This is a genomic window from Bradyrhizobium sp. (genome assembly GCF_035701725.1).
Taxonomy (GTDB): Bacteria; Pseudomonadota; Alphaproteobacteria; order Rhizobiales; family Xanthobacteraceae; genus Bradyrhizobium.
This window is the reverse complement of the sequence record NZ_DASSRP010000274.1, coordinates 1-11,867: the sequence shown is the minus strand read 5'-3', so window position 1 is coordinate 11,867 and position 11,867 is coordinate 1. Positions and strand designations below refer to the sequence as shown.

Annotated in this window: 14 protein-coding genes and 1 pseudogene; 8 read left to right on the top strand and 7 right to left on the bottom strand. The window is 63.8% G+C overall.

The features are described from left to right. Together VFL62_RS16525 and VFL62_RS16520 are read left to right on the top strand one after the other, a co-directional pair. A pseudogene (locus VFL62_RS16525) lies at window positions 1-186 on the top strand (hypothetical protein); the annotation flags it as partial. A 165-nt stretch (window positions 187-351) separates the two neighbouring features. After that, complete coding sequence (locus VFL62_RS16520; protein ID WP_325173454.1) at window positions 352-1,170, top strand: class I SAM-dependent methyltransferase; 819 nt, start codon at window positions 352-354, stop codon at window positions 1,168-1,170. A 57-nt stretch (window positions 1,171-1,227) separates the two neighbouring features. Here the strand turns inward: VFL62_RS16520 and VFL62_RS16515 are convergent, their stop codons facing one another. After that, entirely contained in the window at window positions 1,228-1,461 is a 234-nt protein-coding gene (locus tag VFL62_RS16515; RefSeq protein ID WP_325173453.1) for a hypothetical protein, read from the bottom strand. Between the two features lie 410 nt (window positions 1,462-1,871). Here VFL62_RS16515 and VFL62_RS16510 point away from each other — a divergent pair, with 410 nt between their 5' ends. Beyond that, window positions 1,872-2,945 carry a DUF2778 domain-containing protein gene (locus tag VFL62_RS16510; RefSeq protein WP_325173452.1) on the top strand — a complete coding sequence of 358 codons (1,074 nt, stop codon included), beginning with the start codon at window positions 1,872-1,874 and terminating at the stop codon, window positions 2,943-2,945. 257 nt (window positions 2,946-3,202) lie between these two features. On the opposite strand, the gene VFL62_RS16505 is transcribed toward VFL62_RS16510, so the two are convergent. From VFL62_RS16505 to VFL62_RS16495, 3 genes are all read right to left on the bottom strand, one after another. Next, window positions 3,203-3,571: a cytochrome C gene (locus VFL62_RS16505; protein WP_325173451.1), complete on the bottom strand. Its 369-nt coding sequence runs from the start codon at window positions 3,569-3,571 to the stop codon at window positions 3,203-3,205. A 132-nt stretch (window positions 3,572-3,703) separates the two neighbouring features. Further along, on the bottom strand, window positions 3,704-4,225 hold the full coding sequence (locus tag VFL62_RS16500) for a hypothetical protein (RefSeq protein ID WP_325173450.1): 522 nt from the start codon (window positions 4,223-4,225) through the stop codon (window positions 3,704-3,706). A 231-nt stretch (window positions 4,226-4,456) separates the two neighbouring features. After that, complete coding sequence (locus VFL62_RS16495; protein ID WP_325173449.1) at window positions 4,457-4,681, bottom strand: hypothetical protein; 225 nt, start codon at window positions 4,679-4,681, stop codon at window positions 4,457-4,459. A 482-nt stretch (window positions 4,682-5,163) separates the two neighbouring features. Between VFL62_RS16495 and VFL62_RS16490 the strand changes: the two genes are divergently transcribed. Further along, the gene (locus tag VFL62_RS16490; protein ID WP_325173448.1) at window positions 5,164-5,331 is read left to right on the top strand and encodes a hypothetical protein; all 168 of its coding nucleotides are present in this window, start codon (window positions 5,164-5,166) and stop codon (window positions 5,329-5,331) included. Window positions 5,332-5,869: 538 nt separating this feature from the next. Here the strand turns inward: VFL62_RS16490 and VFL62_RS16485 are convergent. Together VFL62_RS16485 and VFL62_RS16480 are read right to left on the bottom strand one after the other, a co-directional pair. Further along, window positions 5,870-6,061: a hypothetical protein gene (locus VFL62_RS16485; protein ID WP_325173447.1), complete on the bottom strand. Its 192-nt coding sequence runs from the start codon at window positions 6,059-6,061 to the stop codon at window positions 5,870-5,872. 212 nt (window positions 6,062-6,273) lie between these two features. Continuing rightward, a complete protein-coding gene (locus VFL62_RS16480; RefSeq protein WP_325173446.1) occupies window positions 6,274-6,555 on the bottom strand; it encodes a hypothetical protein in 282 nt (93 codons plus the stop codon). A gap of 161 nt (window positions 6,556-6,716) precedes the next feature. Between VFL62_RS16480 and VFL62_RS16475 the strand changes: the two genes are divergently transcribed. Together VFL62_RS16475 and VFL62_RS16470 are read left to right on the top strand one after the other, a co-directional pair. After that, window positions 6,717-7,169: a hypothetical protein gene (locus VFL62_RS16475; protein ID WP_325173445.1), complete on the top strand. Its 453-nt coding sequence runs from the start codon at window positions 6,717-6,719 to the stop codon at window positions 7,167-7,169. A 109-nt stretch (window positions 7,170-7,278) separates the two neighbouring features. Then, window positions 7,279-8,220 (top strand): alpha/beta hydrolase, encoded by a 942-nt coding sequence (locus VFL62_RS16470; protein WP_325173444.1) that lies wholly within the window; start codon window positions 7,279-7,281, stop codon window positions 8,218-8,220. A 40-nt stretch (window positions 8,221-8,260) separates the two neighbouring features. Here VFL62_RS16470 and VFL62_RS16465 read toward each other — a convergent pair whose 3' ends face one another. After that, on the bottom strand, window positions 8,261-9,508 hold the full coding sequence (locus VFL62_RS16465) for a serine hydrolase domain-containing protein (protein WP_325173443.1): 1,248 nt from the start codon (window positions 9,506-9,508) through the stop codon (window positions 8,261-8,263). A gap of 201 nt (window positions 9,509-9,709) precedes the next feature. Between VFL62_RS16465 and VFL62_RS16460 the strand changes: the two genes are divergently transcribed. Then, complete coding sequence (locus VFL62_RS16460; RefSeq protein ID WP_325173442.1) at window positions 9,710-10,909, top strand: DUF2235 domain-containing protein; 1,200 nt, start codon at window positions 9,710-9,712, stop codon at window positions 10,907-10,909. A 93-nt stretch (window positions 10,910-11,002) separates the two neighbouring features. After that, a partial coding sequence (locus VFL62_RS16455; protein ID WP_325173441.1) for an NAD(P)/FAD-dependent oxidoreductase occupies window positions 11,003-11,867 on the top strand: 865 nt, incomplete at its 3' end.

Sequence of the window (11,867 nt, the reverse complement as noted above, 5' to 3'; positions counted from 1 at the left end):
GCGTCGCAATATAGCCCCGGCCACGAAATGCAGAATTCGAAATCGAACGAAGGCCGCGGCGCCTCCGAATATAGCCCGGGCGATCGCATGCACGACAAGGGCACGGTCGGCTCGTCCAGCCGGTCGACGAAGGGCGCATCGGAAATGTCGCCGGGCGACCGCATGAACGACAAGCGCGGCCGCTAACGCGGCGCAGCGAATCAGCCAGACCTACAACAGCCGCCGCCGGGACGCGAGTTCGCCCCCGGCGGCGTTTTCCTGTCCGCGCACCCCTGACCCGCGATTTTTGGCCCCTTGCGGTTTATCGCGGGCCCGGCCAGCATCGACCAATACGGCTCTCGGGGGAAAGTCATGTCGGTGCAAGAACATTGGCAGATGGATGCGAGCGCGCCGGAGCTATACGAGCGCTACCTGGTTCCGGCGATCACGTCGGTGTGGGCCACCGATCTGCTCGACCGGATTGCGCCGCGCAATGGCGAAAGCCTGCTTGATGTCGCCTGCGGCACCGGCGTCGTGGCGCGGCTGGCCGCCCAGCGCGGACATACCGGCCGGCTCGTCGGCATCGACCTGAACGCGGCGATGCTCGCGGTGGCCCGCGCGAAGTCCGACGCGGTGGAATGGATCGAGGGCAGTGCGCTCGACCTGCCATTCGAAGCGAACAGTTTCGACGTCGTGCTTTGTCAGCTTGGGCTGCAATTCTTCCCGGACAAACAGGCTGCGCTTGCGCAAATGGTGCGTGTCCTCAAACCGGGCGGCCGCGCCGGACTGAGCGTGTACAGCGCGATCGAGCGAACGCCGGCCGCGCAGGCCTTCGTGCAGGCGCTCGACCAGCATCTCGGGACGGAGTCATCGCGAACCAAGCGCTCCGAACACCTCAGCTGCGAGGCGCAGGAGGTCGGCGTCTGGGCGAAACAGGCCGGCTTCGACGCTGTCGAGGTGTTGACGGTCGCCAAGCCAATCACCTTCCCCTCGACACTCGACTATGTGCGCTTTCAGCTCACCGCGACACCGATGGCCGGGCTTTTGAAGGACAAGGCCGCGACCGAGCGCGAACGCTTGATCGTGTCGATCGCAGACGACACCGCCTCGCGCCTCGATCGCGCGATGCTGAGCCATGGCAGGCTGACCTTTCCTCAGGAGTCCTTTGTGGTAACGGCGTCCCTGCGTTAGGCGGGCGACGCTATCCGCGCCGGTCGAAAGCCGGGGCCGGTCCGGTTCAAGAAAACCTCAGTATTGCCCGCTCTGGGCGGGGGGCGCCGGGTAGTCGTGGCGCCAGTTGGCCGGGTTGCGGCGGTCGAACAGGTCCTGCCGCAGCACACCGGGCGCCACCACATCGGCCGGGTTGGGCCAGCGCCGGGCGGCCGGCGCGGGCGCCGGTTCGGGGCGCTTGGGCGCCTCCTCGGCGGCCGCCAGAGCCGGGAAAAGGGCGCAAAGGATCGCCAGGATACCACCAAGTCTCATTCACACGTCTCCATCGACTGGCCGATTTACCCCAAGCCCAGGCTTCTATACCATCACGAACGACTATCAATCGTCTCGAATATGCCTTAGTTTTAGAACCTACTTACGTCTTCTCGCCTGATCCTTGGGGGATTCGGTTGCGACCTCGTCGAGGTGAAATTGCGGGCTCCGACCATCGGGGCCGCAAAGCTGTGGGCCCGCGGCCTGCAGCCGCAAGGCCTGTGGGCTATCGCCCCGCAGGCAGCGAAGGCGCGAGCGCCTACCCGATCAACGTCAAATCGCAAGGCCCCAAACAGCAAGCCCCCAAGCCGCAACGCGCGCGACCACTTGCACCCGATTCGCGCGGCACTGATTCGCCGAACCCCAACGCGCTCAGCCCGCATTCGCGAAGCCCCAATTCCTTAAGCCCAATGGCGGCGCAGCGCGCGCAGGCCCAGGCCGCCCGCGCCAGCCGGCCGCGTTCGCGGCGCGGCGCGACGGCGCTGTTGATTCTGGCCGCAGTCGGCCTGTCGCTCAGCGTTGCGGCCTTCGTGACCAATTCCGGCGTCTCGACGCTGGCCTCTGCCGCGCTGCCCGGCGATTCCGATCGCGCCAGCTTTGCCGACCGCTTCTTCCTGTCGGCGAGGAATGCCGAGAGCGCCGCGCTGCAGCCCTTCAAGCGTTACATCATGGCGCGAGCCGAGCCGGACACCACGGCGACGACGGCGCGCGAAGCGCTGGCCTCGCGCTGGATGCCGGCGGACTTCCGCGCCAGCATCAGCGACCAAGACGCCACGCAGCTTCCCTTGCCGGCAATCGGCGCCCCGCCCCCGGTTGTCCCGACCGTGACGGCGAACGCCACCACATCGGGTATTCCGCTGCCACGGTCCCGTCCGACCGCCGCCGACCAGGCCGTACAAGTCTCCAGCCAGGCGCTGGCGCTCGCCGCCGCGCCGCCGAACCGGCCGGCCGAGCGCTCGCTGATGCAGAAGCTCACGGACATGATGACGCCGAGCCGGACGGCGATGCTCTCGACCGGTCCCAATCTGTTCGGCAAGGGCCCGGACCTTTCGGCCTTCGGCTATGACGGCGCCACCGCGGTCTACGATCTCAAGGCGCATGCGGTTTACCTGCCGAACGGCACCGTGTTCGAGGCGCATTCCGGCATGGGCGCGTACCGCGACGATCCCGACCATGTCGACGTGCGGATGCAGGGGGCGACGCCGCCGGCGGTGTATTCGCTCAAGCCGCGTGAAAAGGAATTCCACGGCGTCGCCGCGCTGCGCATGACGGTCGCCGACGGCAGCGACATCAACGGGCGTTCAGGCCTACTGGTGCACAGCTTCATGCTCGGCCCGAACGGCGACTCCAACGGCTGCATCTCGGTCAAGGACTACGACCGCTTCCTGAAGGCCTTCAACGACGGCCAGTTCACCCACATCGCCGTGGTCCCGAGCCTGAAGCAGGTCGCCGAGACCATCGCTGCGCAGGCCGACCCGGGCTAGTTCTTCCGGCCATCACGTCTTCCGATAACGGGCTGAGCGCAAGACACGCCACGCGGATGCGTGGCTGCTTCATTCAATTCACGATTCCGGTCCCCCAAAACGAAACCGGCCCCAGCGATGGAAAAACTGGAGCCGGCTTGATCCGCTTGCAGGGGCATAGGAGGACACAAGAGGATCGGCTGCAGCCTATCGCGATCCACTATTTTCAAGTGTCGAAAATTGTTTCTGCCGATGTCCGCGCGCCCATCAAGGCAGCGTCAGTTCGGCACCGCCGCCGGCGGACGGGGATTGCGCTTCTTGGTCGACGACGATTTCGCGCCCTTCGATCGCCCGCTGGTATCGACCGAGGCCAGATAGGACGACAGCGCCCAGGCCGCGCTGGTCGAGGTGGTGTAGTGATCCTGCAGGAACAGTAACAGCGTCGGTGTCATGCGGCCCCTGGCGAGATTGTTCGGGCTCTTGTGACAGGTCACGCAGCTGCCGGCAAAAAGTTGCGGCGCGTTCTTGCCTTCATCGATGTTCTGGGCGAGCGCCGACGGTCCCAGCAGAAATCCCGAACCGAGCATGAGACCCAACCCGCCGAGCACGAGCGCCGGCCGGTTCAGAAAATTCATTATCAATGACATGTCGCCTTGGTCCCCTCGTCCCCTCGCCCCTGAAAAACCGGCACCGCGATCGCCGCCGGCGTCTTATCCGCTGATGGCCGCAACGCCTATGGTCGAACAACGTCAAAAAGGCGGCAAGAGATTTTCACCGTTTCAGCGCCCGCCGTCGGCGGTCGAAATGCCGCTGCGCGGGCAAGTCAGCCCTTCGGCCGGCACCGGCACGAATTTGGCGCGCGGCTCGTCGATCTTCCAGGCGAACCGCACCGGCAACAGATCGCCGTGCTTCAAGGCATCCAGAACCGCAACGTAGAGGCCGGGCAATTCCTTGCCGTTGTACTGGCAGACGCCGGAAAATGCCGGCGAGATCTTCGAATGGGCGGGGAATGCGAGCACGTCCCGGACCATCCCGCCGCGCTCCACCAGAACGATATATTCGGCGCCGCAGATCTGCCAGGTGACCGAGGACAGGCGATCGGACAGCGTGTCGCCGCCGAGATCCTTGAGGCCGAGCGCCTGGTATTTCTTCTCGGTCGCCATCACCGTGCCGTTCGAGGCGCGCTGACCGATCATCGCCTTGGGAATGTCGCCGCCGCATTTGACGTTGGCAAATTCGTCCGCCACCGCAGCGTGAGCCGAGGCGACCAGCAGCAACACCAGGAAAGCCAGCCGTTTCACGCTCACCCCCTCAAATACCGGCCCCGACCGGTGACATTCGCGCCCGTCTCGGTGCGCAGTTTTGCGAACGCCGATCTAGGCCGGCCAAATCTCAGCATTGGCTGATCGAATGGGGATTGGCAAGCCGCGGCCGGGCTTAGCTTTTGAAAGAGCCCCTGCCACGAACCCGATGTGCTCACTACCCGCGCGCTCTGCGGCATCGGCGCGCCACGACGTAGGCCTTTCTCCCGCCTATTCCAGGACGCCGATTTCCCGGAGCGTAATCTGCGCCAGCGCCACGGCATCGGTGACGCCGCGCTTGTGAATGTCGATCATCCGCTCCGCCACGAGATCACAAATAGGATCGTTGCGGGCAACCAGACCGAGCCTGCGCAGGATGTCGTTGAAAGCCAATTCGAGGATGTGCCGTTGCTCCGGCGTGAAATTATCATCCTCCATCAGACGAGTGATCGGCAAGTATCGCCCCTCATCACTGGAGCCGCCGCGGCTTCAATGTGATGGCAATCCTAGATTTTCCAATGAGCGATGGCGAATCGTTTTGTTGGCGCGAAAAACTACTCAAATTGCTTAGTTCGCTAACTTGTCCCAATCGCCTCGGCGCGACCGCGTAGTTGTACGGAATATCATCGAGCTTGCTGATCCGCTTACTTGGCTGGATGGACAAGCCGCTCATCGAACCGCCGAAGCCCGCAGAGTTGAAGTGCCGCCAATGCGGGCGGCTGCCGAAGCAGGCTCAGACTCTGCTCGACAGCACCAGCGGGCGCACCGTTCGCCTCTATCGCTGCCGGTGCGGTGAGCAGTCGTGGGAGGAGCAATAACGCGACCGCCCGGCAGACAGCGAACCGCGGATCGTCCGACTTCGCTCTGAGAAAGTTTGGAACCGCCGGCGCCTGACCGAGTTCGCTTCCCGCGGGATAGGACATCCGCGCGGGGGCATCATGCACACAGTCAGCAGACTTCAGACGGCCGTTGCCGACGATCGTCCAACCCGGCTCGTTGCGATCGCGCCAGCGACTGCCCTTGCGGTTGGCGGGCTGCTCGCTGTTGTCTGGTCCTGCGCTCTCGGCCTGTGTGCCTACGACATCGCCTGCTGGCTGGTGGGCTAATGACTTGCGCTCGCTGCGGCGATTGCTGGCGACACTGAGGCAAGAAAACGAACTTCCCCGCTTAAGAATCACATGGGTTAAAGACGGCTGCCAAGTTTTCCCGCAAACTTCCATCATCGGGTGTATGGGGAGTTGGGGCCATGGAACGCATGGATGGCGTCGAGCGCAGCTTTATGGCGACGGTTACTTTGGGATTCCTGGTTTTGCTTGCCAGCGTTATCGCAATGGTCCTGACCTGATCGAGTCCGGCTCCCTGGCCTTATCCGTGTGAAGCCTTATCCAAGCGAAGCCTTGTCGCTGTGGAGCCTTGCACCTGTGACGCCTTGGACCTGTGAAGCCTTGCCATCGTGCGCAATGGCGTCCCTCGCCGTGCATGCAGGTCAAACGTGGCGCCAAAGACGAAAAACCCCAGCATCGAAAATGCCGGGGCTCGCTAACCGTCCGCGTACATCCGGCGGACGATCAATTCACTCGCGAAGCTAGCAGCCGATTCTGAAGAAATGATGACATGGCGCTTCCGTAGTTCTACGCGGTCGTTCTACGCGGCGGCGCTGTCGTGCTCCAGCGTCTTGGTGGCTTTGGGCGCTTCCGCCTTCAGCACCATCCGCGCTTCCGCCAGGTGTTCCCAGCGCTCGGCCTGCGCCAGCCATTTCCAGCTATCCTGCGGATGGATGCTCGCTTGTTGGCGACAGAGCAGCGCGATGGCCCGGCAGCGTTGAGCGTTTTCCATGATGTCCTCCCAGCAATTCTGTTCATCCTGCGAAACTTGGCGTTCGCTTAGCGGACGAAGTTTACGAGAGAATTACTGCCGCTAATTTGTCGGATCAAAGGCAATTGATCCGGCGCATGCGATATCTTTTCCCGACGCGAACGCGCCGCAGCGGGTGAGTTCCACTGCGGCGTTCGCGTCTCGATAGCCTGACGATATCGGCTACTGACCGGTTACTTGGCGGGCGGGCCGCTCTTGTTGCCCGGCTGCCCCTGAATTTTCGAAGTGTCCTGTTGCTGAACCGTCGGATTTTGCGTGGTGGCGCCGGAACCGACGGTGCCGGTCGACTTGGCGGCGGGACCATTCTTGTTGCCGGGCTGGCCGGCGATGCCGGCGCCGGAATTCTGCGCGCTCGGCGCCGACGAAACGTCAGGCTTCGTCGTTTGGGTTTGAGCAAGTGCAGGCGCTGCGGTTAGTACCAGCGCCAGCGCGAGGCTACTCGATATCGACCTCATGAGGCGTATCCTTTTCTGAAAGATTCCGGAAAGCGCGAAGCATCGCGCATCCATCGCTTTCGAACGCCCGGCCGTCCGCTCACGTTCCAAGCCGCGGAAGAGTTCCCGGGAACCGCCGCTGCTTCCTCGCATTTGTTAAGCGGTGATCGAAAGGAAGCGCCATGAAACAGGTTTTCGATCAGTTCCTGAAGTTCCTGCACGAGGGTATCGCGGCGATCTTCCGCTTCGTCGAGATGATCTGGACCTGGTCGGTCGACCAGATCGCAAGACTGGCAAGCGTGCCGTGGCAGCAATGGCCGCTGTGGAAGGAAATCCTGCTGATATTGGTGCTGGCGGCCGTGGTCTGGGCGCTCTTTCGCGTCGGCCGCGAACTGTTTTACGCAGGCGCTGCGATCCTTGCCGCTTTCGCCGAACTGCTCGGCGTCCTCGTGCGCACGCTGCCGCATGTGATGCTGGCCGGCGTGATCGCGCTCGGCGGCGTCTGGCTGATCAATCACCTCGACAACTCGCTGGTGCGCATGCCGACCTGGCTGCAGGCCAGCGACCAGTCCAGCTCGCCCGATCGCCGCGAGACGGCGCCGCAGCCCGCCCCCGCGCCGCAAGAGCAGAAGTAAGAACAAACAGAAATCAGGACGCGTGAAATAGACAATTGCGCAAAGCGGCACGCTGCGCGCCGCGTGGCCGTGCTACCGGATGACAAAGCTTTCATCCGGGAGACGTCAGATGAAGACACCGATCCTCGCGGCGGCCGCCGCCCTGCTGCTGGCCGACCCGGCTATATCAGCCAAGCCCATGGAATCGATCTCGACCACCACGACCTATCACCGCGTCAGCATCGATGGCGTCAACATCTTCTACCGCGAGGCCGGCCCGAAGGACGCCGAGACGATCGTGCTGCTGCACGGCTTTCCGTCGTCCTCGCGCGAATTCGATACGCTGATCCCCCTGCTCGCCACGCGCTATCATCTCATCGCGCCGGACTTTCCGGGCTTCGGTCACAGCGATGCGCCACCGCCCGCGAACTATGCCTACACCTTCGATCATCTCGCCGAGACCACCGATCATTTCCTCAAGGCACTCAAGATCGACAGATGCGCCTTCTTCCTTCATGACTATGGCGGGCCGATCGGTTTTCGCGTCATGATGGCGCAGCCGAAGCGCGTCGCGGCGCTGATCGTCTCGAATGCGAACGCGTATCAGGAAGGGCTCGGCGTTAAATGGAAGACGATTGCCAATTACTGGTCCGACCGCGCGGGGAATCCGCAAGTGTTCGACACCTTCGTTTCGCTCGCCGCCACCGAAGCGCGCCACACGCTCGGGACCTCGCATCCGGAGCGCTACAATCCCGACACCTGGACCGACGAATTCGCGTTTCTGTCCCGGCCCGGCCAGCGCGAGATCCAGGCCGAACTGCTTTACGATTACCGCACCAATGTCGCCGCCTATCCGGTCTGGCAGACCTGGCTGCGCGAACACAAGCCGCCGACGCTGGTGGTCTGGGGCAAGAACGATCCGTCGTTCATCGGCGCCGGCGGCGAGGCCTATCAGCGCGACGTGCCGGAAGCGGAAATCCACCTGCTCGATGCCGGGCATTTTGCGCTCGACGAAAAGAACGACGAGATCGCCGCGCTGATCCTGCAGTTTTTGAACCGTCAGGGCTTCTGACCGGCCGGCATGACGCCGGCCGGCCGTCGTGGCAAAGCGCCTACCGCTCGGCCTTGACGAGCTGATAGGCGCCGCGCTCGAAGTCGCGGTAGGTGGCGAGCGCTTTCGGGTCGGCGAACGGCAGATATTGCATCATGATGGTGCCGGCGACACCCCGCGCCGGGTCGATCCAGAAGTAGGTGTTGTTGATGCCGCCCCAGCTCAGCGATCCCGGCGAGCGCATACCGGGCAACTGATCGACGGTAATGAGGAAGCCGAGCCCCCATTTGTCGCGGCCGTCGGCGATGAAGGTGAAGTCGGCACTGCGGGGCATCGCGACCTTCAGCGCCGGCACCGAGACGGCGCCGATCTGGTTCTGCTCCATCAGCTTGACCGTCTCGGCCTTGAGCACGCGCGCGCCGTCGAGCTCGCCTTCGTTGAGGATCATGCGCATGAAGCGGCCGTAGTCGTCGGCGGTCGAGGCCAGGCCGCCGCCGCCGATCGGGTTGGCGATCGTCAGCCCAACCAGCGGCGGGATTTGCAGCACCACCGGTCCGTCCATGTTGGCGCCGTCGCGCTGCTGCTGCGCCACCAGGCGCGGCCCCTTGGCCTCCGGCACGTTATAGGACGTGTCGTTCATCTTCAGCGGCACGAAGATGTGGTCGTGGAAGTAATCTTCGAGCTTCTGTCCCGAAATCACCTCGACCAGCCGGCCGACGACGTCGGTCGAGGTCGAGTAGTGCCAGCGCTCGCCGGGATCGAACAGCATCGGACCGCCAAAGGCATAAGTCTCGCCGGCCTTCGGCTTGAAATCGCGCCAGATCGCCGAGGTGAAGGGATAGGCCAAACCCGACGTGTGGGTCAGGAACTCGCGGACGGTCGCAGGCCTCGATGCCGGGCGCAGCGTGTAATCGCCGGTCTTGGCGTCAAACGACGTGATGACCTTCGGATTCTTCAGTTCGGGCAGATATTTTTCGGCTGGATCGTCGAGCGAGACCTTGCCCTGCTCGACCAGTTGCATCAACGCCACAGACGTAACCGGCTTGGTCATCGAGGCGATGCGAAACAGCGCGTCGGTCTTCAACGGGCGGCCGGTTGCGACATCGGCGACGCCGAAGGCGCTTTCGTACAGCACGCCCTTCTTGTCGGTGACCAGCGCCACCACGCCGGGAATGTCCTTGCGTTCCACGGCGCCCTTCAGGCTGGCGTCAAGCGCCGTCGATGCGGGCGAAGTTTGCGCGCTCGCAGCGCCGGTCGATAGAGCCATCGTCACTCCTATGATCGAGATAATTTCGGCAGTCCTGTTCATGGAAGCCTCCCCTGCTCGCGCCCGGTTCTAACCCGCCGGCGCTGTTCTTGCGTGAGGCGATCAACTTAGCATTTGGAGAAGGTCGCGTCCGTAATTTCGCGAATACCTCAATTGCAGGTTGATGTCGTCTGCGCCCCGTCTTAGAAATTTGTCTTGCGAATGCGCGGGAATTTTTCGCTGCTTCGGGTGTTGAGGGGCGCCATGCCGAAAGACATCGTGATTTGCTGCGATGGCACCGGCAACGAGATCGGCATCACCATCTCCAACGTGCTCAAGCTTTACCGCGTCCTGCAGAAGGACGCGGGCCAGCGGGTCTATTACCACCCCGGCGTCGGCACCATCGGCCTGAAAAGCCCGTGGGGGCGTTTCAAGCAGCAGGCTTACGCCCTTCGCGGCCTTGCGACCGGCGCCGGCCTCGACGAAGACATCCTCGGTGCCTATCGCTTCCTGTGCCGGACTTACGAGGAAGACGACCGCGTCTGGCTGTTCGGCTTTTCCCGCGGCGCCTATACGGTGCGCGTGCTCGCCGCCTTGATCCAGGTGATCGGGCTGTTGCCGCCGGACCAGATCGATCTCGCGCCCTACGCGCTCACCGCCTACAAGAACGCCAGCGCCAACCGCAAGGAGGGCGACGAGGCGCACAAGTCCTTCCTGAACGAAGCCTGGCATTTCAGCCGCGTCGCCGGCGGCTATCACGTACCGATCGAGTTCATCGGGGTGTGGGATACGGTCGCCTCCGTGATCGTGCCGCGGCAGGATCAGTTCCGGCTCGACCTGCAAACCCTGGTCTATACCCGCACCAACCCGAGCGTGAAAAAATTCCGTCAGGCAATCGCGATCGACGAACGGCGGCGGATGTACCGGCTCAACCGCTGGATCGAGCCGCAAAAATATCGCCGCGATATTTTCGACGCGGCAAGCGCGATCGACCAGGACGTTCGCCAGGTGTGGTTCTCCGGCGTGCATGGCGATGTCGGCGGCGGCTACCCGGAAGACGAAAGCGGCGCCTCGAAATTCCCGCTGCTGTGGATGATCGGCGAGGCCGCGCGCGCCGGCCTTCGGATCGATCGCGACATGGTCGATCATCTTGGCTGGGGTGTGCCGCGCGCCGGCAGCAGCCATCATTACGTCCCGCCGAGCGCGACCGCGCCGCTGCACAAATCGCTCAAAAGGTTCTGGTGGCTTCTGGAGTGGTGGCCGAAGCGGAAAAAGTGGCGGGAATGGAAATCGCGGCTGTGCGTTTTCGGCTTCTATCTGCCGCGCGGCGAACCGCGGCCGATTCCCGAAGGCGCCATCATCCATCAATCGGTGATCGACCGGATGGCGCAGACGTCGTACCGGCCGGTCAACCTGCCGGCGTCCTATCGGATCGAGCCGAACCCGGTGAAGCCCGATGCGTGATGCGTCACCCGGCTTGAACGGCGCCGGGCCGGCTTGACGCCCCGCTTGCGCCTGGCGTCAAATGCAGAACCTTCCGCGGGCGGCGAGCAAAACATGCGACGCATCCTGGTCCTTGGCGCCGGATTTGCCGGCTTGTGGGCGGCAATCGGCGCCGCGCGCAAACTCGACGAGCTCGGTGTGCCGCAAGGCGAGGTGGAAATCCTCGTCGTCGACCGCAATCCCTACCACAACATCCGCGTTCGCAACTACGAAGTCGATCTCGACGACGTCGCCCTGCCGTTGGCCTCCCTGCTCGATCCGGTCGGCATCCGTCACATGACGGCCGAGGTTTGCGCGATCGATCCGGTCAAACAGCAGGTCACGCTCGCCGCGAGCCAAGACAGCAATGGCGGCCGCGAAATCCTCAGCTACGATCGCCTGGTGCTGACGCTCGGCAGCCAGTTGGCGCGTCCCCCGATCGAGGGCCTTTCGACTTTCGGTTTCGACGTCGACACCTATGCGGCGGCGGTGCGCCTGAACGATCATCTCGCCGCGCTCGGCCGCCTCGAACCGTCACCGCAACGCGCAACCGTGGTCGTCGTCGGCGCGGGCTTTACCGGCATTGAGGTCGCCGCCGAGATGCCAGCCAAGCTTGCCAAGGCAAACATTGCGGCTCCGCGCGTCATCCTGGTCGATCCGAATTCGACGCTCGGGGCGGCGATCGGCGAGGCCGGGCGCCCGGTCGTCGACGAGGCGCTCACCGCGCTCGGGATCGAGACCCGGCTTGCCGTGAAGGCAAGCGCCGTCAACGGCGACGGAATCACGCTCAGCTCGGGCAGAGTTCATTCCGGCGCGAACCGTGGTGTGGTGTGGCGGCATGAAAGCAAGTCCGCTGGCCGCTGCGCTGGATGGGGAGCACGACCGCTATGGCCGGCTCGTCGTCGACCCCTTCATGCGCGTGAGCGGGGTCAAGAACGTC

Bases quoted from the DNA above. Each gene is read 5' to 3' on its own strand.
- VFL62_RS16520 (WP_325173454.1), top strand. From the start codon at position 352: ATGTCGGTGCAAGAACATTGGCAGATGGATGCGAGCGCGCCGGAGCTA.
- VFL62_RS16515 (WP_325173453.1), bottom strand. From the start codon at position 1,461: ATGAGACTTGGTGGTATCCTGGCGATCCTTTGCGCCCTTTTCCCGGCT.
- VFL62_RS16510 (WP_325173452.1), top strand. From the start codon at position 1,872: ATGGCGGCGCAGCGCGCGCAGGCCCAGGCCGCCCGCGCCAGCCGGCCG.
- VFL62_RS16505 (WP_325173451.1), bottom strand. From the start codon at position 3,571: ATGTCATTGATAATGAATTTTCTGAACCGGCCGGCGCTCGTGCTCGGC.
- VFL62_RS16490 (WP_325173448.1), top strand. From the start codon at position 5,164: ATGCACACAGTCAGCAGACTTCAGACGGCCGTTGCCGACGATCGTCCA.
- VFL62_RS16485 (WP_325173447.1), bottom strand. From the start codon at position 6,061: ATGGAAAACGCTCAACGCTGCCGGGCCATCGCGCTGCTCTGTCGCCAA.
- VFL62_RS16480 (WP_325173446.1), bottom strand. From the start codon at position 6,555: ATGAGGTCGATATCGAGTAGCCTCGCGCTGGCGCTGGTACTAACCGCA.
- VFL62_RS16475 (WP_325173445.1), top strand. From the start codon at position 6,717: ATGAAACAGGTTTTCGATCAGTTCCTGAAGTTCCTGCACGAGGGTATC.
- VFL62_RS16470 (WP_325173444.1), top strand. From the start codon at position 7,279: ATGAAGACACCGATCCTCGCGGCGGCCGCCGCCCTGCTGCTGGCCGAC.
- VFL62_RS16465 (WP_325173443.1), bottom strand. From the start codon at position 9,508: ATGAACAGGACTGCCGAAATTATCTCGATCATAGGAGTGACGATGGCT.
- VFL62_RS16460 (WP_325173442.1), top strand. From the start codon at position 9,710: ATGCCGAAAGACATCGTGATTTGCTGCGATGGCACCGGCAACGAGATC.